Raw genomic sequence first — 22,418 nt, forward strand, 5'->3', positions numbered from 1 at the left:
AGCTGAGCCATCCCGGGAGCAGCCTCCCGGACCCCCGTCGCCCACTCCGCGGACGTCGGTCACCCGCACATTGTGGCGTGCGGTCTCTCCGCGGCCGAGGCGTATACCGCATCATCCCGCCCGGCCGCTCCGCACTCGCATCCGGGATGCGCCTCGACCCGCTCGGCCTGCCAGGAGAGGGCGGGCAGCGCCAGCTCCCAGCGGGCCGCCGCGCCTCCGGGCAGCCCGCCGTCGAGGAAGGCCAGCGCGCGGGAGGCGGTGAGCCCGGCCACCACCGTGGCCAGCGCCGTGTCACAGGCGGGCGCCGCACCGCGGCGGCCGGACCGCCACTGGGCCAGCATGCGCGGCCACACCGGCTCCCGCTCGGCGCGCGCCGCGGCGGCGCAGCCCGCACAGGGAGTGAGGCCCGGCACGACCAAGGGGCCCACCACCCCCGTGCCCTCGATCACCCCCGCGTACAGATGGGGTGTGCCGGAAGCGAGCAGAGGCTCGGCCGCCACCGGATCCGGTGCGTACGCCGCGAGACCGTCGCGCGGGGCGATCACCACCAGGGCCAGCCCCGGCTCCCCGCCGGGCGGGGGCTCCCCGGCGCTCGGGCGTGGCCGCGGGCCCGGTGCCGCCCGGCGCACCAGCTTGCGCGCGGCCGCCTCCCGCCGCTCTCCGATCTGCTCGGACGACAGCCCGCCGGGCGCCACGTCCCAGGGCTCGACACAGCCGCCGTCCACCACATCGACCTGACCGATCCCCGAGGAGGACAGCACCGCGGCGACCGCCGCTCCGACCCGGCCCGCGCCGCGCACCTGCACCCGCGTCGCCCGCCGGGCGGCGAGCAGCCGCGCAGCCGCCCCCGGCTCCGGACGCAGCACCGAGAGCGCCGCCGCGTCCGGCCGCAGCCGGTCGAGGGCCGCCCCGGGGACGCTTGCCGTGGCCCCCGCCGCTCCGCCGGGTCTCGTATCGTCCAGCAGCCCGGCCGCCGTCAGCCGGTCCAGCAGCGCGTCGGCCCGCCCCTCCGGCAGCCCGAGGGCCTGGGCCTCCTCCCGCAGCAGGGGCAGCCCGCGGGTGCCGTCGAGCAGCTCCAGAAAGCTGCCCGTCGCCGTATCCAGCGGGCCCACCACCACCGCGTGTGCCCGGGCCACCCCGAACTGCACCGTGTCCCGGCTCCGCCAGCCGCGCCGCAGCGCGGGCTTGAGCATGGGATGCATCGCCGCCCCCCTTCGTCGATGTGCCGCACGTCGTCGATGTGCCGCACGAGTGCCGCACCCGCAAGTGCCGCATCGCCCGTCGAACGGTTCTCAGCATGCGCCCCGCCGCCCACCCGCCGCCGAGAGTTATCCACAGGCTGTGTTGATAGTCGTACAAGCCGTGCACGCCGAGGGGTGGTTCGCCCCGCAACCGCGTGCGAGGGCAGGACTTCCCCGGCTGCCAGCGGGTAACGTCGGGGCGTGCCCGCCGATCCTTCACCGCGCACCGCCCCGAGTCCGCTGAGCCCGCCGAGCCCGAAAAACCGGGGCTCGGGCACCAGCGCGGTCGAGGTCCGCCGCAGTTCGCGTCGGCGCAGGACCGTCTCCGCGTACCGCGAGGGCGACCGCACCATCGTCCTCATCCCCGCCCGGATGTCCGAGGCGGAGGAGCAGCGCTGGGTCGGCGTGATGCTGGACAAGCTCGCGGCGCAGGAGAGCAAGCGCATGCTGGGCGACACGGAGCTGGCGGCGCGCGCCGAGTGGCTGTCCGAGCAGTATCTGGGCGGCCGGGCCCGGCCCGCCTCGGTCCGCTGGGTCACCAACCAGAACACCCGCTGGGGGTCGTGCACCCCGGCCGAGGGCAGCATCCGGCTCTCGCACCGGCTCAAGGGCATGCCGGAGTACGTGGTGGACTACGTCCTCGTCCATGAGCTGGCCCATCTGCTGGTGCCCGGTCACGGCCGCCGCTTCTGGGAGCTGCTGGAGGCGTATCCGCGCACCGAGCGGGCCCGGGGCTATCTGGAGGGCGTGGTGGCCGCCGGACGGCTGCCGCATCTGCCGGGCGCCGGTACGGAACCGGGCTGAGGAACCACACCGTGCTCCCCGGCGTCGTTTTTTGTCGGCGGCAGCGACTAACCTGGCGCAAAAGCATTCACCGGTTCGGGATGGGGGACGGTCGTTACGTATGGCCAGGGAATTCCAGCGCGGCCACAAGGCCAAGATCAGCGACCTGACGGCCGGGAGGGATCTGTACATCGGTGTGCAGATCGCGGGACCGGGGCTGAGCTTCGACATCAGCTGCTTCGGCCTCGACGCGGACGAACGGCTTTCGGACGACCGCTACTTCATCTTCTTCAATCAGCCCAAATCGCCTGAAGAAGCGATACAGCAGCTCGGCGCGCAGGCGGGTGACACCGAGTCGTTCCGGGTCACGCTCGACAGCATTCCGCCGTCCATCCAGAAGCTCTCCTTCACCGCGACCATCGACGGCGCGGGCCAGATGTCGCAGGTCGGCCCCGGCTACATCCGGATCGTCGCGGGCGGCGAGGAGGTGGCCCGGTACGCCTTCACCGGCGCGGAGTTCAGCACCGAGCGCGCGGTGATGCTGGGCGACTTCTACCTCAAGGACGTCTGGCGCTTCGCTGCCGTCGGGCAGGGCTTCGACGGCGGACTCGAAGCGCTGCTCAAGAACTTCGGTGGCGAGGTCGCCGAGGAGGAGCCCGCGCCCGCGCCGGAGCCCGCGCAGGGCGCCGCGCCCGGGTTCGCGCCGCCCGGCCAGGCGGCTCCCGCCCCGGGCTTCGCGGCCCCGGCGGCCCCAGCGCCGGCACCCGCCCCCGCGGCCCCGCCCGCACCGCAACCGCAGCAGCCCGCCCCCGCCTTCGGCGCACCGCAGGGCACCCCGCCCCAGGGCACGCCGCAGCCCCCGGCCCCGCAGCCCGTGCCGGGGTCGCCGCAGGTACACGCGGCGCCGACGCTCGCCGCGCCGGTCGTGCCGCCGGGGCAGGCACCGCCTCCCGGCCCGCCCGGTCCGGTGCCGCCTCCCGGCCAGGCGCCGCCGCCCTCCGGTCCGCCCGGGCAGTACCCCGGCCAGCAGCCGCAGTTCGGCCAGACGCCGGGTCAGGCGCCCGCCCCGTACGGCCAGACCCCGGGCGGGACCGTGCCCCAGGGCACGGCCGCGTCCCAGGGCGGTGCCCCCGGCGTGCAGGCCGCGCTCGCCCAGTACCGCGAGTCGGCCACCGGCCAGCGCTGGACGCCGCAGAACCCGCGCATGATGCGGGTCGACCTCGGCGTCGACGGTCAGCCGGTGCTCGCCCGCCAGGGCAGCATGGTGCTCTACCAGGGGAAGGTCGACTTCAGCTACAAGGGCGCGGGCGTCCGCGGCCGGATCGTCGGCAACGCGACCGGCCAGGAGATGCAGCTGATGCGCTGCAGCGGCCAGGGGCAGGTCTTCCTCGCGGAGAACGCCGCCGAGCTGCACCCGATCGAGCTGCAGGGCGACGCGATCTGCGTCGCCGCCGAGAACGTGCTCGCCTTCGACGAGTCCCTGCAGCACGAAGTGCGCCGCATCGAGGGCCACGGCATCCCCGGCGGCGCGCTGTTCACCATGCAGTTCCAGGGCACCGGCACCGTCATCGTGAAGACCCAGGGCACCCCGGTGGTGCTCCCCGTCACCCCGACGACCTTCGCCGACAGCAACGCCATCGTGGCCTGGTCCGCCGGTGCGCAGGTGATCATCTCCAGCCAGGTGCGGCTGCGCCGCAGCGCCTACCCCGGTCACAGCGGGGAGACCGTGAACCTCCAGTTCCGCGGTGCGCCCGGCAACTTCATCGTCGTCCAGCCCTACGAGGTCTGAAGGAGCCCGTCATGGACCAGCAATTGATCTCGGGCTTCGCAGCCACCCCGGTCGCGGCCCGCATGGAGAACCACGGCAGCAGCATGCTCAAGGTCGCCATGCAGAGCGGCCAGGACCTCTTCGCCCGCACCGGTTCGATGGTGGCGTACGAGGGCTTCGTGCAGTACGAGCCGAACCCGCCCGCGGTGCGCCAGATGGCGTCCCAGTGGCTGACCGGCGAGGGCGCGCCGCTCATGCGGTGCAGCGGCGACGGGCTGCTCTATCTCGCCGACTACGGGGCCAACGTCGTCTGCATCAATCTCAACGGCGACGCGCTCTCCGTCAACGGCACCAATCTGCTCGCCTTCGACGCCCACCTCCAGTGGGGTGTCGAACGCGTCAAGGGCATCGCCAAGTTCGCCGGGCAGGGCCTGTTCAACGTGGGCGTCTCCGGCACCGGATGGGTCGCGCTGACCTCCCGTGGCACTCCGATCGTCGTCGACTGCGGCCGCGGCGAGGACGAGACCTATGTGGACCCGGACGCGCTCGTCGCCTGGTCCAGCGGTCTCAAGGTGAAGGGCAAGCGCAGCTTCAAGGCGTCGTCCCTGATCGGCCGGGGCAGCGGCGAGGCGTACCAGCTCGGCTTCTCCGGGCAGGGCTTCGTCGTCGTACAGCCCAGCGAGGACAGCACCGACCGGCTCCGGGCCCGGGGCTGAGGGGGAGAAGGACACATGCAGAGTCCGCTTTTCGGCTTCACCGAGGCCCAGACCGAGGAACGTTACGCGCTGCAGAACCGCAAGATGCTGCGGGTCGCGCTCACCGGCCATGAGGACGTGCTCGCCCGCAAGGGCAGCATGGTCGCCTATCAGGGGCTGATCGAGTTCGACGGCGAGTACCAGTCCTCCGGGCAGCGGCGGGCCCGCGCCCGCACCGGCGAGGGCCTGGACCTGATGCGCTGCTCGGGGCAGGGCACGGTCTATCTCGCCAACCTCGCCCAGCACATCCATGTGGTGGACGTGGACCACGACGGTCTCACGGTCGACAGCGCGTACGTCCTGGCGCTCGACTCGACGCTGCACTACGAGTCGATCGCGGTGGACAGCCAGTTCGGCATCACCGGCTCCGGCAAGTACAACCTCAACATCTCCGGCCGGGGCAAGGTCGCGCTCATGACCTCGGGCGCACCGCTGATGCTCCAGGTGACCCCGGACAAGTACGTCAACGCCGACGCGGACGCGATCGTCGCGTGGTCCAGCTCGCTGCGCGTCCAGATGCAGGCGCAGACCCATTCCTCCGGGGTGTGGCGCCGCCGCGGCAACACCGGGGAGGGCTGGGAGCTGAGCTTCCTCGGCCAGGGTTACGCCCTCGTCCAGCCCAGCGAGCTGCTGCCGCCGCAGAACGCGGCGATCGGCGGCGGCGCGGCCGCCCAGTTCGGCATGGGCCAGCAGGGGGCCCGCGGGCAGAACCAGGGCAACATCTTCAGCAACTGACAGCCGTACGGCGGCCACCGGCCACGCCACCCGGTCCGTCCCGCGCGCTCCTCAGACCAGCGCGCGGGTACGGGCCACCAGGTGGCGCACCGACGCGTCGGCCACGTCCGTCACCTCGTCGTACCCGAACCAGCGGAGGTCCAGCGACTCGTCGCTGATCGCCGCCACCGCGTCCGGCGGGGCAACCGCCGCGTACTGCACGTCCAGGTGCCAGGCGCACGGGGTGTGGTGGCGGTCGAGCCGCACCGGCCCGCCCGGCAGCAGGGTCAGCCCCGCGATGCCCGACTCCTCGGTGGCCTCCCGCAGCGCCGCGTCCGCCAGGGTGGCGTCCTCCGGCTCGCAGTGGCCGCCCATCTGGAGCCACATCCGCAGCTTGCGGTGGAGCGTGAGCAGGACTCGCTCCCGGGGCGGGTCGATCACCAGCGCGCTCGCCGTGAGGTGCCCGTCGCCGCACGCCTTCCACATGCCGTCGGGATACGCGGCCAGATGGTCGCCGTACGCCTGCCGCAGCCGCTCCTGGTCGGCGTCGGGCGCGGGCCACTGCTCAAGGACCCGCGCCGCTTCCTTATGGAGGCTCACTTCTCGCCGTCGCCCCGCTCGTCCTTACGGTCGTCAGAACGGTCCTCGGAGCGGTCGTCCGAGCCCTTCGTACGGTCCTCACCGGTCGCGCCGCTGTCCTTGCCGCCCGCCGCCTCGCCGAGCATCTTGTCCAGCTCGGAGAAGTCCAGCTGCTCGCGGTGGACGAAGCCGTCCGGGTCGTCGAGGTCGTCGGCCGTCGGCAGCATGTCCGGGTGCTCCCACAGCCCGTCGCGCCCGTCCACGCCGCGCGCGTCGGTGAGCGACGCCCACAGCCGCGAGGCGTCCCGCAGCCGGCGCGGACGCAGCTCCAGGCCGATCAGCGTGGCGAAGGTCTGCTCGGCGGGCCCGCCGCTCGCCCGGCGGCGCCGCAGCGTCTCGCGCAGGGCGTCAGCGGACGGCAGGTGGGGCTTGGCGGCGGCGTGCACCACCGCGTCCACCCAGCCCTCGACCAGCGCCAGCGCCGTCTCCAGCCGGGCCAGGGCGGCCTTCTGCTCCGGGGTGTCCTCCGGCTGGAACATGCCCTGCTGCAGCGCTTCCTGCAGCTGCTCGGGGTGGGTCGGGTCGAGCTGGCCGACCGCGTCCTCCAGCTTCGCCGTGTCCACCTTGATGCCCCGGGCGTATCCCTCGACGGCACCGAACAGGTGCGAGCGCAGCCACGGCACATGCGAGAACAGCCGCTGGTGGGCGGCCTCCCGCAGCGCCAGATACAGCCGCACCTCGTCCTTGGGGACGCCGAGGCCGGAGCCGAGCGCCGCGATGTTGACCGGCAGCAGCGCGGCCTTGCCCGCCGGGCCCAGCGGGAGCCCGATGTCGGTCGAGCCGACCACCTCACCGGCCAGCACGCCCAGCGCCTGCCCGATCTGGGTGCCGAACATGGCGCCACCCATCGAACGCATCATCCCGAGCAGCGGGCCCGCCATGGCCTGCATCTCCTCGGGCAGGACGTCTCCCATGGCGGCGCCGACCCGCTCGGCGACCGGGTCGACCAGGTCCTTCCACACCGGCAGCGTGGCCTCGACCCACTCGGCGCGGCTCCACGCCACGGCGGCCCCGGAGCCCGAGGGCAGCGAGGTGACCCCGTCCAGCCACAGGTCCGCCAGGCGCACGGCCTCCTGGACCGCGGCGCGGTCGGCGGGACCGACGCTCTCGTCCTTGGTGCCGTCGGCGGTGCCGCGGGCGACGGTCTGCCGCGCGATGTCCTTGGCCATCTCCCAGTTCACCGGGCCGCCCTCGTACGAGAGCATCTGCCCGAGCTGCTGGAAGGCGGCGCCCAGGTCGTTCGGGTTGAGCGAGCCGAACATCGCGGCGAACGGATTGTCCGCGCCGCCCGCGCCCGCCGGTCCGCCCGCCCCGCCGAACCCGAAGGGATCCGCGGGGCCCTGCTCGTCGCCCTGGCCGCCCTTCTTCTTACCGTCGTCGCCGTCCTCCGGCTCCTCCGGCGGAAGGCCGAATCCGAATGGGGTGTCACTCACGGGGTTCCTCGGCTCGTTGGGCCACCGGCCACTAACCGGCGGCGGATGCCCGACATCACCACCCAGCCTAGACACCTCGCCGGTTTACGGGCTCAGTGCTTCGCTGATCGCCGCGCTGCGGCAGGATGGGCGTTACCTGGTACGTACGTGTGCACGCGCTGCGTACTGAAGACAACCGCTGGAGACGCCCGGTGAGTTCCCCAGACCGAGAAGTTCGCGCTGCGCGAAACGATACGGCCCGTACCGCACGACGACCCGTCGTGGCGGTCACCGGTGCCGCCTCGGGCCCCGGCGCCCTGCTCACGCAGCGGCTCGCGGAGTCCGAAGAGATCAAACAGGTGCTGGCCCTCGACGAGCGGCGCGGCGAGGTGACCGAGGCGCAGTGGCATGTGCTGGACGTGCGCGATCCGGCCATCGCCGAGAAGCTGCGCGGCGCCGACGTCGTCGTGCATCTCGCCGTCGACCTGGACCTCGAAACCGACCCCGCCGCGCGCACCGCCTACAACGTGCGCGGCACCCAGACCGTGCTGACCGCGGCCGCCGCCGCCGGAGTGCGCCGGGTGGTGCTGTGCACCTCCGCGATGGTCTACGGCGCGCTCCCCGAGAACGACGTTCCGCTCGCCGAGGACGCGGAGCTGCGCGCCACCGCCGAGGCCACCGGCGTCGGCGACCTGCTGGAGATCGAGCGGCTGGGGGAGCGCGCGCCCCGGGCGCACCCGGGGCTGAATGTGACCATCGTGCGCCCCGCCATCCTGGTCGGCGGCACGGACACCGCGCTCACCCGCTACTTCGAGTCCCCCCGGCTGCTGGTGGTCGCCGGATCCCGCCCCACCTGGCAGTTCTGCCATATGGAAGACCTGGTCAGCGCGCTGGAGTACGCCGCGCTGGAGAAGGTCGAGGGAGAGCTGGCGGTCGGCTGCGACGGCTGGCTGGAGCAGGACGAGGTGGAGGAACTGTCCGGAATCCGACGCATGGAGCTGCCGTCGGCGGTCGCCCTCGGCGCCGCCTCCCGGCTGCACCGGCTGGGCCTGACCCCGTCCCCGGCCGGGGACCTCGCGTACACGATGCACCCCTGGGCGGTCAGCGGCAGCCGCCTGCACGCGGCGGGCTGGCGGCCCCAGTGGACCAACGAAGAGGTGCTGGCCGAGCTGCTGGACGAGGTCTCCGGGCGGCATACGGTCGCCGGACGGCGGCTGGGCCGCAAGGACGCCACCACGCTGGGCGCCGCGGGCGCGACGGTCGCCCTGGTGGGCACCGCGGCGATCGTGCGCCGAGCCCGCAAGGCGCGCCGCCGCGGCTGAGGAATGCCCAGGGGATACGGCACGATGGACGACATGGCACATACGTACGATCACCCCGGTGAGGGCGCGGCAGCCGACCCCATCCGGCTGCTCGCGGTCCGCGAGACCCCGCTGTCGGTGGATGAGGTGTTCGGGGCGGTCGGCGACGCCGCGGCGGGCGGTACGGCGCTCTTCGTGGGCACCGTCCGCAACCACGACGGGGGCGCGGACGTGGGCGCCCTCGGCTACTCCGCCCACCCGAGCGCCGAAGCCGAGCTGCGGCGGGTGGCGGAGAAGGTCGCGGCCGACTTCCCGGTGCGCGCGCTGGCCGCCGTCCACCGGGTCGGCGATCTGGTGGTGGGCGATCTGGCCGTCGTCGTGGCGGTCTCGTGCCCGCACCGCGCGGAGGCCTTCGCCGCCTGCCGCCGCCTGATCGACGACCTGAAGAGCGAGGTCCCGATCTGGAAGCACCAGACGTTCGCGGACGGCACCGAGGAATGGGTCGGGATCTAGAGGGCACGCGATACGGACAGCGTCCGGTGGGGCGGGATAACGGTTACGCCATGGAATCCACTCGGAATGGTGTACTCCACTTGCGTAACCCCCACCCTGCCGCGAGCGTTGACCTCGCAGAGGGTTAATCTGCTCATCTGTCAGTCGCGGTGCTTAAGGGGTCGGGAGGCCGCTATGGGAGCGCTTCTCTGGTTGCTCATTCCCGTTCTCGCGGCGATAGCCGCGACGCTCTATGCCGGTTGGGCCGCGCGCAACAACCGCAAGAGCGTCGGGGACGTCGAGGAACTGGCCGGATACGCGCGGTTCCGTGAGGCCATGGAACGCGGGCCCTCCAAAACGGACGCGGCCGCCTGACGTCCGGCCCCTCGTACGGACGGCCCCGGGAGTGGACTGACGGACCCGTCCCGTACTGTCGTTCCATGCCACGCCGCACCGCGACGATGCTCGCCTCCCTCCTGATGCTGATCGCGCTGCTGTGCGCCGGTGTGCTGATTCCGGTGCCGTACGCGGAAATGTCGCCGGGGCCCACCTACAACACGCTGGGCGAACACAACGGCGAGTGCGTGCTGCAGATCTCGGACCACAAGGGCTGTGAGACCGCCGGCGGCCACCTCAATATGACGACGGTCCGGGTCACCGGATCCGAGTACCGGATGAATCTCGTGGAGGCCGTCTACGGATGGCTCTCCCACGACAATGTGGTGGTGCCGCACGACACCCTCTACCCGGACGACAAGACTCCGGACGAGGTGAATCAGCAGAACGCGGAGGAATTCAGCCAGTCCCAGGAGAGCGCCAAGGTCGCGGCGCTCAGGGCGCTGAACCGGAAGGTCACCTCCCAGGTGATCGTGGGCGCCGTCGTGAAGGGCAGCCCGTCCCAGGGCAAGCTGCACGCGGGCGACGTGATCAAGTCGGTGGACGGCACCGAGGTGCGCGAGCCCGGCGACGTGGCCAAGCTGGTCACCAAGCACAAGCCCGGCGAGCGGGTGTCCTTCTCGGTCGTTCCCGCCAAGGAGGCCGCGGCGGCGGAGAAGAGCGGCAAGAAGCCGACCGGGCAGAAGCTGATCGCGATCACCACCAAGAAGGCCACGGGCGGCCGCGCCATCGTCGGCATCCAGGCCGGGATCGACTACACCTTCCCCTTCAAGATCGACATCAAGCTGGCCGATGTGGGCGGGCCGAGCGCCGGGCTGATGTTCGCCCTCGGCATCGTGGACCGGGTGTCGAAGGAGGGCGACCTGACCGGCGGGAAGTTCATCGCGGGCACCGGCACCATCGACGACAAGGGCGTCGTGGGCCCGATCGGCGGGATCGAGATGAAGACGATCGGCGCCCGCGAGGCCGGGGCCCGCTTCTTCCTCACCCCCAAGGAGAACTGCGCGGCGGCGGCCCGGGACGTGCCGGACGGCCTGCGGCTGGTGAAGGTGCACACCATCGACGACGCGCTGAAGGCCCTCAAGAAGATCCGCTCGGGAGACACCGCGGGCCTGCCGCGGTGCTCCGCGAGCTGAGCTGTTCCCTACGACGCACGACGCACGACGCACGAGGCGGCCGCCGGACACCTGGTCCGGCGGCCGCCTCGCGTCCGGGGCGTCCCCGGCGTCAGTCGGTGGCGAAGGTCGCGGCCAGCGCGTCCGCGAGCCCCGGCACCAGACCGGCCCCGGTCAGCACCTCGGTCGCGGCGTCCTTCTCGCGCAGCCGCACCGCCGACTCGCGCTTGCCGTCCCGCAGCACGGCGACGGTCATCCGGACCTCCTGGCGCTCCGGGTGCTCCGCGACCCAGGACGCCAGCTGGGTGTCGTCCAGGTCCTTCGGTACGGAGGACTCGGCGGACGGCGGCAGCATCAGCCGCTCCACGGTCATGGCGCAGCCGATCACGGCGTCGGGCCAGGCGATGGTGGCCAGGAATTCGTCGAGCGGGGTCTGCGCGGGCAGCTCGTCCTGCTCGATGGGGGTGAAGGTCGCCGCGGGCTCGTCGGTGCCCTCGTCGAGCCCGAGCTGGCCGGCCAGCTCGGGCTCCTGGGCGCGCAGCTGGGCGGTGTCGACGAGGGCGAAGAGCCGGGCGGGCTGATCCCAGCCGAGCCCGGAGGCGTAGTCGTCGATTTCCAGGACGGCGCGGGTGAGCGGATTCGCGGTAAGAGGGCTGGAACCAGGGGTTGCGTTGGACATGGTTCATATCGTGCCCTGATCGGACCCGGAATCGGGAACTGAGTAAAGCCTGAGTAAGTTGCATCAGGTGGGTCCTTCTGTCCGGGCCCGTATCGACAACAGCGAACTTCGAGGTGCGCACCTTGGCTTTCCAGATGCCGGACCGCGGCGGAGGCCCGACGGGACCGCGGATCAGAGTGGGCCGACCGTCCCGGCGAGTCCGGACCCTGTTCATGACCCTGGGTGTGCTGGCCGTGCTGGCCATGCTCTTCGTCATGTTCGCGGGGTTTTGGACGGATTGGCTCTGGTATCGATCGCTTCATTACTCTTCGGTCTTCAGTACCACTTTGCGGACCAAGATCGGGCTGTTCTTCGTCTTCGGTCTGCTGATGTCCGCGGCCGTCGGGGTCAACATCTGGCTGGCGCACCGGCTGCGGCCGCCGCTGAGCGCGATGTCGATGGAGCAGCAGAGCCTCGACCGGTACCGGATGGGGATCGCCCCGTTCAAGAAGTGGGTGCTGCTCGCGGTCACCGCGCTGGTCGGCCTGATCGCAGGGGCGTCCGCGGCCGGGCAGTGGCGGCTGTGGCTGCTGTGGATCAACAGCGTGCCCTTCGGCCAGAAGGACGCCGAGTTCCATAAGGACGTCTCCTTCTTCGCCTTCGACCTGCCCTGGTACCGCTTCCTGCTGAGCTTCGGCTTCGCGGCCACGGTGCTCTCCCTGATCGCCGCGGCCCTGGTGCACTACCTCTACGGGGGCCTGCGCGTCACCAGCCCGGGCGCCCGGGCGACCGGCGCGGCCACCGGCCATCTGTCGGTGCTGGTGGGCGTCTTCGTGGCGCTCAAGGCCGTCGCGTACTGGCTGGACCGGTACGGCCTGGCGGTGAAGTCGAGCGACTTCAAGGCGACGGACAACTGGACCGGTCTGCGCTATGTGGACGCCAACGCCTATCTGCCCGCGAAGACGATCCTCTTCTGCATCGCGGTCATCTGCGCGCTGCTCTTCTTCGCGACGCTGTGGCGGCGCACCTGGCAGCTTCCGGTGATCGGCTTCGGGCTGATGGTGCTGTCGGCCATCCTGATCGGCGGGCTCTACCCGGCGATCGTGCAGAAGTTCCAGGTCCAGCCGAACGAGCAGGCCAAGGAGTCGCCGTACATCAAGAAGAACATCGAGGCCACGCGTAACGCGTACGGCATCGATGACTCCAAGGTGGCGGACTACACCGGCAAGACCGACGACAAGGGCAGCGCCGAGCTGCGCCAGACCGCCGATTCGACGGCCAGCTACCGGCTGATCGACCCGAGCGTCGTCTCGCCGACCTTCCAGCAGCTCCAGCAGAAGCGGAAGTACTACCAGTTCCCGTCGACCCTGGACGTCGACCGCTACAAGGACGCCAACGGCAAGGACCAGGACACCGTCGTCGGTGTGCGTGAGCTGAACCTCGCCGGTGTGCCCAAGCGGAACTGGATCAACGACCACTTCACCTACACCCACGGCTACGGCATGATCGCGGCCAAGGGCACCAGCCCGGACCCCGAGGCGGACCAGCAGGGGGCCCCGGACTTCACCGAGGCCGGGCTGCCGACCAGCGGGAACCCGCCCGGCAGCGGGCTGCGGACCTACCGGCAGCAGGTCTACTACGGCGAGAAGACCAACCAGTACTCGATCGTGGGCGGCCCGCAGAAGGAGCTGGACTACGAGGACAACGGGGAGAAGACCACCAGCTACAAGGGCAAGAGCGGGGTCAGCCTCTCCAACCCGGTCAACCGCGCCGCCTACGCGGTGGCGTTCGGCGAGCCGCAGATCCTCTACTCCGGCGCCATCGGCGAGGGTTCGCGGATCCTGTACAACCGCACGCCCAAGGAGCGCGTCGAGAAGGTCGCCCCGTGGCTGACCATCGACGGGGACGCCTACCCGGCGGTGGTCGACGGCCGCATCAAGTGGGTCGTCGACGCCTACACCACCACCAACGGCTATCCGTACGCCTCGCGGACCACCCTCGGTGACAGCACGGCCGACTCGCTGAGCGGCCGGGACCGCTCGGTGGTCGCCCAGCAGAACAAGGTCAACTACATCCGGAACTCGGTGAAGGCGACCGTCGACGCGTACGACGGCTCCGTCGACCTCTACGAGTGGGACACCAAGGACCCGGTGCTCAAGACCTGGAAGAAGGCCTTCCCGGGCACGGTCAAGCCGAAGAGCGCGATCAGTGACCAACTGAAGGAGCATCTGCGGTACCCGCAGGACCTGTTCAAGGTCCAGCGCGAGCTGCTGACCCGCTACCACGTCACCGACCCGCAGCAGTTCTACAGCGGTAGTGACGCCTGGCAGGTGCCGGACGACCCCACCCGTAAGGACGGCAGCGCGGTTCCGCCGTACTACCTGAGCATGAAGATGCCGGACCAGAAGGAGCGGGCGTTCTCCCTGACGACGACCTTCACTCCCAACGGCCGGCCCACGCTCGGGGCGTTCATGTCCGTCGACGCGGATGCCAAGAGCAAGGACTACGGCACCATAAGAATGCTGAAGGTCACCAATGACGTGCCCGGTCCACAGCAGGTGCAGAGCAAGCTCAACGGCACCCCTGAAGTGGCCGAGTTCGTCCGGAACCTCCGGGGCACCGACTCGGACATCGAGTACGGCAACCTGCTGACGGTGCCGTTCAACGGGGGCTTCCTCTACATCGAGCCGGTGTACGCGCGGGGCGGCAACTCCAACTACCCGCTGCTGAAGAAGGTGGGCGTCTCCTACAACGGCAACGAACCCGCCTTCAAGAACAGCCTGCCCGAGGCGCTGGACGCGGTCTTCGGCGAGGATCCGGAGGGCGGCGGGGAGCAGCCGCCGGACGACAGCCCCGGGAAGCCGAGCGCCGACCCCACGGTGCAGGAGGCGTTGAAGGACGCCCAGGCGGCCTGGGAGGACAGCCAGAAGGCGCTGGAGCAGAAGCCGCAGGACTGGGACGCGTACGGCAGGGCCCAGGAGGACCTCAAGGACGCGCTGGACAAGGCGGCCGACGCGGAGCAGAAGGCCGCCGAGAAGAAGAAGAGCGGCTGAGACGCCCCCGACCAGGGGAAACCCCGCGCCGTGGTAGAGTTGTGAACACAACGGCGCGGGGTGGAGCAGCTCGGTAGCTCGCTGGGCTCATAACCCAGAGGTCGCAGGTTCAAATCCTGTCCCCGCTACTGACAGACGAGGCCCGGATCCGCAAGGATCCGGGCCTCGTTGTATGTCTACTCAACGATTCGGGATACAAGCGTTTGGGTTGTCTCTCTGTGGGCAAGTCGACAAAACGCTGAAGTGACCTCACTGGCTGCGGTATACCAGGTGTACGGCGGATGCGGGTGATGCCACGATGGAATTTATGGGGGACAGGGTCAGTCTGTTGGAGACAGGGCGTTTTGCGCACACGCATGACGATGCCGAGGAAGAGACACGGCACCGCCGTGCGGCCGAGTCCGGCGATACGGGGTCGATGAGCGCACTCGGCGCACTGCTGCTGCGCCGCGGCGACCTCGACGGCGCCGAGCCGTATCTGCGGGGCGGCACGGCCGCGGGTGACCGCGCCGCCGCCAACAACCTCGGCGTCCTGCTCCACCAGCGCGGGTACGCCGACGAGGCGGCCGGCTGGTGGCGCGTCGCCGCCGTCGCGGGATCCGCCGCGGCCGCGCACGCCCTCGGCCGCCACCACCGTGAGCGCGGCGACGAACCGGCCGCCGAGTACTGGCTGCGCCAGTCCGCCGAATCCGGCCACACCCTGGGCGCGTACGCGCTCGCCGATCTGCTCGAACACCGCAGCGACATCGGTGCAGAGCGGTGGTTCCGCGCGGCCGCCGAGCGCGGCCACCGCGAGGCCGCGTACCGCCTCGCCCGCCTGCTCGACCACAGCGACGACGAGAGTGGCGAGGAGCGCGCCGGGGAGCGCGGCCGGACCGGCGCCGACGCGGAGCCGGAGGAGGCCGAGCAGTGGTACCGGCAGGCCGCCGCGCGCGGCCACCGGCGCGCCGCGCTCCGCCTCGGCACACTGCTGGAGAAGCGCGGCGAGACCCAGGAGGCGGGCCGCTGGTACCTGACGTCCGCCAAGGACGGCGAGCCGCGCGCCGCCTGCGCGCTCGGCTTCCTGCTGCGCGACGCGGGCGACACCGACAGCGCCGCGGAGTGGTGGCGCCGCGCCGCCCAGGACGGCGACGGCAACGCGGCCAACGCGCTCGGCGCGCTGCACGCCGACCGCGGCGAGACCCAGACCGCCGAGCGCTGGTACCGGGCCGCCCTGGACGCCGGGGACATCAACGGCGCGTACAACCTCGGCCTGCTCTGCGCCGAGCAGGGCCGCACCGCCCAGGCCGAGCAGTGGTACCGCCGCGCCGCCTACGCCGGGCACCGCGAGGCCGCCAACGCGGTCGCCGTCCTGCTGCTCCAGCGCGGCGACGCGGCGGGCGCCGAGCCGTGGTTCTCCAAGGCCGCCGAGGCGGGCAGCGTCGACGCCGCCTTCAACCTGGGCATCCTCCACGCGGGCCGGGACGAGGAGCGGGCCGCCCGTCAGTGGTACGAGCGGGCCGCGGCCGCAGGGCACACCGAGGCCGCCCTCCAGGTCGGCATCGCCCTGCTGCGGGAGGGCGACCACCAGGCGGCCGAGCGCCATCTGCGCTGCGCCGCGGGCGGCGGCAGCGCCGAGGCCGCCTTCCGGCTGGCGGCGCTGCTGGACCGCTCGTCGGTCGGCGGCGACCCCGCGGCGACCGGCACCGGCTTCAGCTCCGGTACGCGGTTCCCGGTCGCGCCGGACGACGGCTCCGTGCCCGAGTACGAGGAGTGGTACGAGCGGGCCGCCCGCCAGGGCCACCGGCGCGCCCAGGTGCGCGTCGGCATGCTCGCGGCTTCCCGGGGCGAGGTGGTCGAGGCGGCCAGCTGGTACCGGATGGCCGCCGAGGCGGGCAGCAGCAACGGCGCGTTCAACCTGGGGCTGCTGCTGGCCCGCGAGGGCAGCGAGCCGGAGGCCGCCCTGTGGTGGACGCGCGCGGCCGGGGCCGGGCACGGCCGCGCCGCGCTGCGGCTGGCGCTGCTCGCGGCCCGCCGCGGCGCGCTGGCCGAGGGGCAGCGGTGGTGTGCCCGGGCGGTCGAGCTGGGCCCGGCGGAGGTCGCCGAGCGGGCGGCCCGGCTGCGGGACGCGCTGCAGCAGGAGCTGACCGCGTAGAGCCGCGCGCAGAGCCCCGCGCGGAGCCCCGGCGGACGCCTGTGCGGACCCCGGCGGGGCCTTCGCGGGTGACGCCCGGGTAACCGGTTTGCTTCCGGCGTTGGCCTCGGGTTAATGTTGCATCACACCGACGCGGGGTGGAGCAGCTCGGTAGCTCGCTGGGCTCATAACCCAGAGGTCGCAGGTTCAAATCCTGTCCCCGCTACGAGAACGAAGGGCCCGGATCCTCAAGGATCCGGGCCCTTCGTCTTGGGCCAGGCCGCTTGGGTCAGACCGCTTGGGCCAGGCCGCTTGGGTCAGGCCGCGCAGTCCGGGCAGACCCCGCGGTAGGTCACCTCGACCGCGGAGACCGCGAAGCCGAAGCGTTCGCGCGCGGGCAGGTCCGCCAGCGGGTCACCGACGGGGTGGACGTCACGGATCGTCCCGCAGCGCGCGCACACCAGGTGCTGGTGCGCGTGGTGCGCGTTCGGGTCGTAACGCTTCGCCCTGCCGTCCGTGCTGACCTCGATCACCTCGCCGAGCGAGACCAGCTCGCCCAGGGTGTTGTACACCGTCGCGCGGGAGATCTCGGGCAGGCGGTCGGCCGCCAGCGCGTGTACCTCGTCGGCGGTGTAGTGCACGTGGTCCCCGTCGAGGACCTCGGCGACGACACGCCGCTGCGCGGTCAGCCGCCAGCCGCGTCCCCGGAGTCGTTTCAGCAGGTCACTCATGCCATTCACCTATCAGTCAGATAAGGACAAGGGTAGCAGTGGCCGGATCCATGACCGGATCGGGTATCAGTCTCCAGGGCTTCTTGACTTAGACAATGTCCAAGATAGGATCGAGTCCGATCGAGTTCACTCAGGAGGCGCACGTGACGGTCCAGGACAACATCACGGGTCCGCTGACCACGGAGTCCGGGGCTCCGGTGGCGGACAACCAGAACAGTGAGACGGCGGGCGCCGGGGGTCCGGTCCTGGTCCAGGACCAGCACCTGATCGAGAAGCTCGCCCGCTTCAACCGCGAGCGCATCCCGGAGCGGGTCGTCCACGCGCGCGGCGCCGGTGCGTACGGCACCTTCACGCTGACCCGCGACGTCTCCCGGTGGACGCGCGCGGCGTTCCTCTCCGAGGCCGGCAAGCAGACCGAGACGTTCCTGCGCTTCTCGACGGTCGCGGGCAACCTCGGCTCGGCGGACGCGGTGCGCGACCCGCGCGGCTTCGCGCTGAAGTTCTACACCGAGGACGGCAACTACGACCTGGTCGGGAACAACACCCCGGTGTTCTTCATCAAGGACGCCATCAAGTTCCCCGACTTCATCCACACCCAGAAGCGCGACCCGTACACCGGCTCCCAGGAGGCGGACAACGTCTGGGACTTCTGGGGTCTGTCGCCCGAGTCCACCCACCAGGTGACCTGGCTGTTCGGCGACCGCGGCATCCCCGCCTCGTACCGCCACATGAACGGCTACGGTTCGCACACCTACCAGTGGAACAACGCCGCGGGCGAGGTCTTCTGGGTCAAGTACCACTTCAAGACCGACCAGGGCATCAAGAACCTGACCTCGGAAGAGGCCGCGGTGCTCGCGGGCCAGGACCCGGACAGCCACCAGCGCGATCTGCGCGAGTCCATCGAGCGCGGTGAGTTCCCGACCTGGACCGTGCAGGTGCAGATCATGCCGGAGGCGGACGCGGCGGCGTACCGCTTCAACCCGTTCGACCTGACCAAGGTCTGGCCGCACGAGGACTACCCGCCGATCGAGATCGGCACGCTGGAGCTGAACCGCAACCCGCGGAACGTCTTCGCCGAGGTCGAGCAGTCGATCTTCTCGCCCGCCCATCTGGTGCCCGGCATCGGTCCGTCCCCGGACAAGATGCTGCAGGGCCGTCTCTTCGCGTACGGCGACGCCCACCGCTACCGCGTCGGCATCAACGCCGACCATCTGCCGGTGAACCGCCCGCACGCCGCCGAGGCGCGCACCCACGGCCGTGACGGCTTCCTGTACGACGGCCGCCACGCGGGCGCCAAGAACTACGAGCCGAACAGCTTCGGCGGCCCGGCGCAGACCGACCGGCCGCTGTGGCGGCCGTCCGCGGTCAGCGGGGTGACCGGTGCCCACGAGGCGCCCTCGCACGCCGAGGACGACGACTTCGGCCAGGCGGGCACCCTCTACCGGCTGATGTCGGACGAGGAGAAGGAGCGTCTGATCGCCAACCTCGCGGGCTTCATCGCGCAGGTCTCGCGCGACGACATCGCGCGGCGGGCGATCGAGAACTTCCGCATGGCGGACGCGGACTACGGCAAGCGGCTGGAGGCCGCGGTCCAGGCCCTGCGCGGCTAGGCAGCTTGTCGTATCAGCCGAAGAGGCCGGACGCCGCTGGGCTCCGGCCTCTTCGTGCTGTGTCCTGAGGGGCCCTGTGGGGTCAGGCCAGCGCGGGCTGCGGGGCCCAGCAGCGGATGATGTCGCGCACCGACACCACCCCGACCGGGTCACCCGCCTCCAGCACGATGAGGTGACGGAAGCCGCCCTGGCTCATCGTGCGGGCGGCCTCCTCCAGGGTCCACCCGGGGGCGGCGAAGACGGCGTCGGCGGTGGTGTGGGCGTGTGCGGTCTCATGGTCCGGGTCCTGGCCCGCGCCGAGGGAGTTGAGGATGTCCCGCTCGGTGAGGATGCCGAGACCGCTGGTGTCGGGGTCGAGCACGATGGCCGACCCGACCCGGCGGGCGGACATCAGCCGGGCGGCCTGACGGAGCGTATGTGCGGGGCCGATGGTGAGGACCACCGAGCTCATGGCGTCGCGGACGTACATGGGCATGGACGGGGCCACCTCCTTGAGGGAATCCGTCGTGCTCATTCGAGAACGGATTCACAAGTTCACAAGGTTCTGGATTCTCATGTTCACATGCTCCGGTGGGCACAACAAGGGCGCGCGGAAGCCCATCCGCTCTGTCGTACGCCTATACGCTCCGATTGACGGCCGTGTGGCTCGTGGCTACCGCAGGTACTCCAGCATCGTGCTGTGCAGCAGCCCGTTGGACGCCGCCGCGTCGCCGCTGTTCGGGCCCGGGACGCCGTCGAGCCCGGTGAAGCGGCCGCCCGCCTCCTGGACGATCACCGCGTTGGCCGCCATGTCCCACAGCGACAGTTCCGGCTCGGCGCACAGGTCCACCGACCCCTCGGCGACCATCATGTACGGCCAGAAGTCGCCGTAGCCGCGGGTGCGCCAGCAGGCGCGGGTCAGGTCGAGGAAGCCGTTCAGCCTGCCGCGCTCCTCCCAGCCGCTGATCGAGGAGTACGCGAACGACGCGTCCCCGAGGTCGGCCACCTTCGAGACGTGCAGCCGGGACGCCGACGACAGGCTCCGCCCGGTGTACGCTCCCAGCCCCTCGGCGGCCCACCAGCGGCGGCCCAGCGCCGGTGCCGAGACCACGCCGACCACGGGCCGGTCGCCGCCCGCGCCGCGCTCCATGAGCGCGATCAGGGTGGCCCAGACCGGCACCCCGCGGACGTAGTTCTTGGTGCCGTCGATCGGGTCGATCACCCAGCGCCGAGGGCCGGTGCCCACGCTGCCGAATTCCTCGCCGAGGACCGCGTCGCGCGGGCGGGCGCGCTGGAGCTGGGAGCGGATCAGCTCCTCGGCCGCCTTGTCGGCCTCGCTCACCGGCGTCATGTCGGGTTTCGTCTCGACCTTGAGGTCGAGTGCCTTGAACCGCTCCATGGTCTGGGCGTCGGCGGCGTCGGCCAGTACGTGGGCGAAACGCAGGTCATCGTGGTAGTCGGCCATGGCCGAACAGTATCGAGCCACATCGGGGCGATCCACAGGAGGCTATTGACAGCATCTGGCGGACCGTCAATTCTGTGCGGGCAAGGGTCTGGGAGGCGACGATGCCCGCAGCGCGTGAAGCGTTACTGGACGCGGCCTTCGCCGCCCTCGCGAGCCGTCCGTGGGCCAGGATCCGGATGACCGACGTCGCCGCCTCGGCCGGAGTGTCGCGGCAGACCCTCTACAACGAGTTCGGCGGCAAGGACGGTCTCGCGCTGGCCCTGGTGCGGCGCGAGTCCGAGCGGTATCTCCGCGGTGTCGAACGGGCCCTCACCGGGGTGCCGGGCGCCGCCGGGCCCGGTGAGCGGCTGGCGGCCGCGGCCGTGTGGACGGTCCGGGCCGGGACCGAGAACCCGCTGGTGCGGGCGGTGCTCACCGGATGCTGGAACGAACGGCTGCCGTCCCCCGCGCGCCCGGCCCCGGCCGGTGGCCCGTCGCGCTCGTCCCACTCGCCGCGCTCGGCGCACTCGTCCCGCTCGCGCCGGGCCGCCGCCGGGGAGCCGGCGCCCACGCCCGTCGACCTGCTGGGCCAGGCGCGGGACCGGGCGGTGCGGCTGCTGGAGGCGGAGTGGCCGCCGGGCGGTCCGGTGGAGCTGGCCCGGGCCTGCGACACGGCCGCGCGGCTGGCCCTGTCGTACGTGCTGGTGCCCGCGCCCGCGGTGGAGGTGGCGAGTGCGGTGCGCGGTGCGCTCGCCCACGCCCGCTAGTGGCCCGAGCCGGAGAGCTGGAGGCCCACCACGCCGATGATCACCAGCGTGATGGAGACGATCTTCAGCACGGAGACCAGGTCATTGAGGAAGACCATGCCGTAGATCGCCGTCCCGGCCGCTCCGATGCCCGTCCACACCGCGTACGCGGGCCCCACGTCGAGCTTCTTCAGGGACAGGGTCAGCAGCCCGAAACTGCCGAGCGCGAACGCGCAGAACGCGATCGTCGGCCAGAGCCTGGTGAACCCGTGCGAGAGCTTGAGGCAGACGGCGAAGCCCGTTTCCAGAAGCCCGGCGACCACGACCAGCAGCCACGCCATACAGATGTCCTCCCGTACCGCTGACGGCTGCCTTCGCCTGGGTGTCCACGCCCGGAGTGTCTCGGTGCGATTATCCCTTTACCTCACCCAGTGGGCGGCAAACCCGGATCAGTCGCCCTCCCGCCGCTCACGGGCGGCCAGCAGCCTTCGCAGGGAGTACAGCCGGGCCGGGTCGGCGTGGCCGTCGGTCACCCACTGGTCCAGGGCGCAGTCCGGCTCGTCGTGGCTGCAGGCGCGCGGGCACTCCTCGGTGCCCGGCTCCAGATCGGGGAAGGCGTGGATGACCCGGGTGGGGTCCACATGGTGCAGTCCGAAGGACCGCACGCCCGGGGTGTCGATCACCCATCCCTTGTCGTCCGGAAGGGGCAGCGCGAGCGCCGAGGTGGTGGTGTGGCGGCCGCGGCCGGTGACCGCGTTCACCCGTCCGGTGGCCCGTTTGCGCTCCGGCACCAGGGCGTTGACCAGAGTGGTCTTCCCGACGCCGGAGTGCCCGACGAAGACCGTGATCCGGTCCGCGAGCCGCTCCCGCACCCGGTCCGCGGCCTCCCCGCCCGCCAGCTCGTCGCGATTGGTGACGACGAAGGGCACGCCGAGCGTCCGGTAGGTCTCCAGGATGCCTTCGGCGGGCGCCAGATCGGACTTGGTGAGGACGAGCAGCGGTTCGAGCCCGGCGTCGAACGCGGCCACCAGACAGCGGTCGATCAGCCGCGGCCGCGGCTCGGGGTCGGCGAGGGCGGTGACGATGGCCAGTTGCTCGGCGTTGGCGACGACCACCCGCTCGAACGGGTCGTCGTCATCGGCGGTCCGGCGCAGCACCGAGGACCGCTCCTCGACGCGCACCACGCGCGCGAGGGTGTCCTTGGCGCCGGACAGGTCGCCGACGACCGCCACCCGGTCGCCGACCACGACGCCCTTGCGGCCGAGTTCGCGGGCCTTCATGGCGATGATCGTGCGGTCCTGGATGAGGACGTGGAGACGGCCGCGGTCGACCGTCAGGACCATGCCCTCGGAGGCGTCCTCGTGTTTGGGGCGGATATGGGTACGCGGACGATTGCCCTTGCGGTTCGGGCGGACCCGTACGTCGTCCTCGTCGGTGTGCTTGCCGTAGCGGCGCATGGCGGAACGCT

Annotated in this window: 21 protein-coding genes and 2 tRNA genes; 14 read left to right on the forward strand and 9 right to left on the reverse strand. The window is 71.5% G+C overall.

Annotated features, from left to right (window positions below; all coding sequences use genetic code 11):
- Nucleotides 1–59: 59 nt before the first annotated feature.
- On the reverse strand, nt 60–1,202 hold the full coding sequence (locus ACZ6CL_RS02355; RefSeq protein ID WP_468930109.1) for a ThiF family adenylyltransferase: 1,143 nt from the start codon (nt 1,200–1,202) through the stop codon (nt 60–62).
- A gap of 240 nt (nt 1,203–1,442) precedes the next feature.
- Here ACZ6CL_RS02355 and ACZ6CL_RS02360 point away from each other — a divergent pair, with 240 nt between their 5' ends.
- The 4 genes from ACZ6CL_RS02360 to ACZ6CL_RS02375 all read left to right on the forward strand — a co-directional run bounded on the left by ACZ6CL_RS02360 (nt 1,443) and on the right by ACZ6CL_RS02375 (nt 5,282).
- The gene (locus ACZ6CL_RS02360; RefSeq protein ID WP_468930112.1) at nt 1,443–2,045 is read left to right on the forward strand and encodes a M48 metallopeptidase family protein; all 603 of its coding nucleotides are present in this window, start codon (nt 1,443–1,445) and stop codon (nt 2,043–2,045) included.
- A 100-nt stretch (nt 2,046–2,145) separates the two neighbouring features.
- Nucleotides 2,146–3,813, forward strand: coding sequence for a TerD family protein (locus ACZ6CL_RS02365; RefSeq protein WP_468930115.1), 1,668 nt, complete (start codon nt 2,146–2,148; stop codon nt 3,811–3,813).
- Nucleotides 3,814–3,824: 11 nt separating this feature from the next.
- Entirely contained in the window at nt 3,825–4,508 is a 684-nt protein-coding gene (locus ACZ6CL_RS02370) for an AIM24 family protein (RefSeq protein WP_468930118.1), read from the forward strand.
- A 15-nt stretch (nt 4,509–4,523) separates the two neighbouring features.
- Nucleotides 4,524–5,282 carry an AIM24 family protein gene (locus ACZ6CL_RS02375; RefSeq protein WP_468930120.1) on the forward strand — a complete coding sequence of 253 codons (759 nt, stop codon included), beginning with the start codon at nt 4,524–4,526 and terminating at the stop codon, nt 5,280–5,282.
- A gap of 51 nt (nt 5,283–5,333) precedes the next feature.
- Here ACZ6CL_RS02375 and ACZ6CL_RS02380 read toward each other — a convergent pair whose 3' ends face one another.
- Both ACZ6CL_RS02380 and ACZ6CL_RS02385 read right to left on the reverse strand, forming a co-directional pair.
- On the reverse strand, nt 5,334–5,861 hold the full coding sequence (locus ACZ6CL_RS02380; protein ID WP_468930123.1) for an NUDIX hydrolase: 528 nt from the start codon (nt 5,859–5,861) through the stop codon (nt 5,334–5,336).
- Nucleotides 5,858–7,333 carry a zinc-dependent metalloprotease gene (locus ACZ6CL_RS02385; protein ID WP_468930125.1) on the reverse strand — a complete coding sequence of 492 codons (1,476 nt, stop codon included), beginning with the start codon at nt 7,331–7,333 and terminating at the stop codon, nt 5,858–5,860. Before ACZ6CL_RS02385 ends, ACZ6CL_RS02380 begins: the two co-directional genes overlap by 4 nt.
- Before the next feature lie 191 nt (nt 7,334–7,524).
- Between ACZ6CL_RS02385 and ACZ6CL_RS02390 the strand changes: the two genes are divergently transcribed.
- From ACZ6CL_RS02390 to ACZ6CL_RS02405, 4 genes are all read left to right on the forward strand, one after another.
- A complete protein-coding gene (locus ACZ6CL_RS02390) occupies nt 7,525–8,634 on the forward strand; it encodes an SDR family oxidoreductase (RefSeq protein WP_468930128.1) in 1,110 nt (369 codons plus the stop codon).
- A gap of 33 nt (nt 8,635–8,667) precedes the next feature.
- Nucleotides 8,668–9,126, forward strand: a complete 459-nt coding sequence (locus ACZ6CL_RS02395; protein ID WP_385447111.1) for a molybdenum cofactor biosynthesis protein MoaE — start codon at nt 8,668–8,670, stop codon at nt 9,124–9,126.
- 174 nt (nt 9,127–9,300) lie between these two features.
- The gene (locus ACZ6CL_RS02400) at nt 9,301–9,480 is read left to right on the forward strand and encodes a hypothetical protein (protein WP_468930134.1); all 180 of its coding nucleotides are present in this window, start codon (nt 9,301–9,303) and stop codon (nt 9,478–9,480) included.
- 65 nt (nt 9,481–9,545) lie between these two features.
- Nucleotides 9,546–10,637 carry a YlbL family protein gene (locus tag ACZ6CL_RS02405; protein WP_468930136.1) on the forward strand — a complete coding sequence of 364 codons (1,092 nt, stop codon included), beginning with the start codon at nt 9,546–9,548 and terminating at the stop codon, nt 10,635–10,637.
- Between the two features lie 91 nt (nt 10,638–10,728).
- On the opposite strand, the gene ACZ6CL_RS02410 is transcribed toward ACZ6CL_RS02405, so the two are convergent.
- Complete coding sequence (locus tag ACZ6CL_RS02410; protein ID WP_468930139.1) at nt 10,729–11,295, reverse strand: PPA1309 family protein; 567 nt, start codon at nt 11,293–11,295, stop codon at nt 10,729–10,731.
- A 134-nt stretch (nt 11,296–11,429) separates the two neighbouring features.
- Here ACZ6CL_RS02410 and ACZ6CL_RS02415 point away from each other — a divergent pair, with 134 nt between their 5' ends.
- From ACZ6CL_RS02415 to ACZ6CL_RS02430, 4 genes are all read left to right on the forward strand, one after another.
- Nucleotides 11,430–14,327, forward strand: a complete 2,898-nt coding sequence (locus ACZ6CL_RS02415) for a UPF0182 family membrane protein (protein WP_468931242.1) — start codon at nt 11,430–11,432, stop codon at nt 14,325–14,327.
- Between the two features lie 54 nt (nt 14,328–14,381).
- Nucleotides 14,382–14,455 (forward strand) — tRNA-Met (locus ACZ6CL_RS02420).
- 179 nt (nt 14,456–14,634) lie between these two features.
- Complete coding sequence (locus ACZ6CL_RS02425; RefSeq protein WP_468930141.1) at nt 14,635–16,461, forward strand: SEL1-like repeat protein; 1,827 nt, start codon at nt 14,635–14,637, stop codon at nt 16,459–16,461.
- Between the two features lie 131 nt (nt 16,462–16,592).
- A tRNA-Met gene (locus ACZ6CL_RS02430) sits at nt 16,593–16,666 on the forward strand.
- Nucleotides 16,667–16,757: 91 nt separating this feature from the next.
- Here ACZ6CL_RS02430 and ACZ6CL_RS02435 read toward each other — a convergent pair.
- Nucleotides 16,758–17,171: a Fur family transcriptional regulator gene (locus ACZ6CL_RS02435; RefSeq protein WP_468930144.1), complete on the reverse strand. Its 414-nt coding sequence runs from the start codon at nt 17,169–17,171 to the stop codon at nt 16,758–16,760.
- 95 nt (nt 17,172–17,266) lie between these two features.
- Here ACZ6CL_RS02435 and ACZ6CL_RS02440 point away from each other — a divergent pair, with 95 nt between their 5' ends.
- Complete coding sequence (locus ACZ6CL_RS02440) at nt 17,267–18,781, forward strand: catalase (RefSeq protein WP_468930147.1); 1,515 nt, start codon at nt 17,267–17,269, stop codon at nt 18,779–18,781.
- 82 nt (nt 18,782–18,863) lie between these two features.
- On the opposite strand, the gene ACZ6CL_RS02445 is transcribed toward ACZ6CL_RS02440, so the two are convergent.
- Nucleotides 18,864–19,250 carry a CBS domain-containing protein gene (locus ACZ6CL_RS02445; RefSeq protein WP_468931244.1) on the reverse strand — a complete coding sequence of 129 codons (387 nt, stop codon included), beginning with the start codon at nt 19,248–19,250 and terminating at the stop codon, nt 18,864–18,866.
- Nucleotides 19,251–19,433: 183 nt separating this feature from the next.
- Nucleotides 19,434–20,225: a histidinol-phosphatase gene (hisN, locus tag ACZ6CL_RS02450; RefSeq protein WP_468930150.1), complete on the reverse strand. Its 792-nt coding sequence runs from the start codon at nt 20,223–20,225 to the stop codon at nt 19,434–19,436.
- A 101-nt stretch (nt 20,226–20,326) separates the two neighbouring features.
- Between hisN and ACZ6CL_RS02455 the strand changes: the two genes are divergently transcribed.
- Nucleotides 20,327–20,971 (forward strand): TetR/AcrR family transcriptional regulator, encoded by a 645-nt coding sequence (locus tag ACZ6CL_RS02455; protein WP_468930152.1) that lies wholly within the window; start codon nt 20,327–20,329, stop codon nt 20,969–20,971.
- On the opposite strand, the gene ACZ6CL_RS02460 is transcribed toward ACZ6CL_RS02455, so the two are convergent.
- Both ACZ6CL_RS02460 and rsgA read right to left on the reverse strand, forming a co-directional pair.
- Nucleotides 20,968–21,291 carry a DMT family transporter gene (locus ACZ6CL_RS02460; protein ID WP_468930155.1) on the reverse strand — a complete coding sequence of 108 codons (324 nt, stop codon included), beginning with the start codon at nt 21,289–21,291 and terminating at the stop codon, nt 20,968–20,970. The two genes, ACZ6CL_RS02455 and ACZ6CL_RS02460, sit on opposite strands and share 4 nt — an antisense overlap.
- A gap of 108 nt (nt 21,292–21,399) precedes the next feature.
- Nucleotides 21,400–22,407, reverse strand: a complete 1,008-nt coding sequence (gene rsgA, locus ACZ6CL_RS02465; protein WP_468930158.1) for a ribosome small subunit-dependent GTPase A — start codon at nt 22,405–22,407, stop codon at nt 21,400–21,402.
- Nucleotides 22,408–22,418: the final 11 nt, after the last annotated feature.

This window comes from Streptomyces sp. NPDC041200, assembly GCF_055591805.1.

What these genes read in the sequence shown, in the direction of transcription:
- ACZ6CL_RS02400 (WP_468930134.1), top strand. Translation starts at nt 9,301, where the DNA reads ATGGGAGCGCTTCTCTGGTTGCTCATTCCCGTTCTCGCGGCGATAGCC.
- ACZ6CL_RS02425 (WP_468930141.1), top strand. Translation starts at nt 14,635, where the DNA reads ATGGGGGACAGGGTCAGTCTGTTGGAGACAGGGCGTTTTGCGCACACG.
- ACZ6CL_RS02460 (WP_468930155.1), bottom strand. Translation starts at nt 21,291, where the DNA reads ATGGCGTGGCTGCTGGTCGTGGTCGCCGGGCTTCTGGAAACGGGCTTC.
- ACZ6CL_RS02355 (WP_468930109.1), bottom strand. Translation starts at nt 1,202, where the DNA reads ATGCATCCCATGCTCAAGCCCGCGCTGCGGCGCGGCTGGCGGAGCCGG.
- ACZ6CL_RS02435 (WP_468930144.1), bottom strand. Translation starts at nt 17,171, where the DNA reads ATGAGTGACCTGCTGAAACGACTCCGGGGACGCGGCTGGCGGCTGACC.
- ACZ6CL_RS02370 (WP_468930118.1), top strand. Translation starts at nt 3,825, where the DNA reads ATGGACCAGCAATTGATCTCGGGCTTCGCAGCCACCCCGGTCGCGGCC.
- ACZ6CL_RS02455 (WP_468930152.1), top strand. Translation starts at nt 20,327, where the DNA reads ATGCCCGCAGCGCGTGAAGCGTTACTGGACGCGGCCTTCGCCGCCCTC.
- ACZ6CL_RS02395 (WP_385447111.1), top strand. Translation starts at nt 8,668, where the DNA reads ATGGCACATACGTACGATCACCCCGGTGAGGGCGCGGCAGCCGACCCC.
- rsgA (WP_468930158.1), bottom strand. Translation starts at nt 22,407, where the DNA reads ATGCGCCGCTACGGCAAGCACACCGACGAGGACGACGTACGGGTCCGC.
- ACZ6CL_RS02415 (WP_468931242.1), top strand. Translation starts at nt 11,430, where the DNA reads ATGCCGGACCGCGGCGGAGGCCCGACGGGACCGCGGATCAGAGTGGGC.
- ACZ6CL_RS02405 (WP_468930136.1), top strand. Translation starts at nt 9,546, where the DNA reads ATGCCACGCCGCACCGCGACGATGCTCGCCTCCCTCCTGATGCTGATC.
- ACZ6CL_RS02445 (WP_468931244.1), bottom strand. Translation starts at nt 19,250, where the DNA reads ATGTACGTCCGCGACGCCATGAGCTCGGTGGTCCTCACCATCGGCCCC.
- ACZ6CL_RS02375 (WP_468930120.1), top strand. Translation starts at nt 4,524, where the DNA reads ATGCAGAGTCCGCTTTTCGGCTTCACCGAGGCCCAGACCGAGGAACGT.
- ACZ6CL_RS02410 (WP_468930139.1), bottom strand. Translation starts at nt 11,295, where the DNA reads ATGTCCAACGCAACCCCTGGTTCCAGCCCTCTTACCGCGAATCCGCTC.
- ACZ6CL_RS02440 (WP_468930147.1), top strand. Translation starts at nt 17,267, where the DNA reads ATGTCCAAGATAGGATCGAGTCCGATCGAGTTCACTCAGGAGGCGCAC.
- ACZ6CL_RS02365 (WP_468930115.1), top strand. Translation starts at nt 2,146, where the DNA reads ATGGCCAGGGAATTCCAGCGCGGCCACAAGGCCAAGATCAGCGACCTG.
- hisN (WP_468930150.1), bottom strand. Translation starts at nt 20,225, where the DNA reads ATGGCCGACTACCACGATGACCTGCGTTTCGCCCACGTACTGGCCGAC.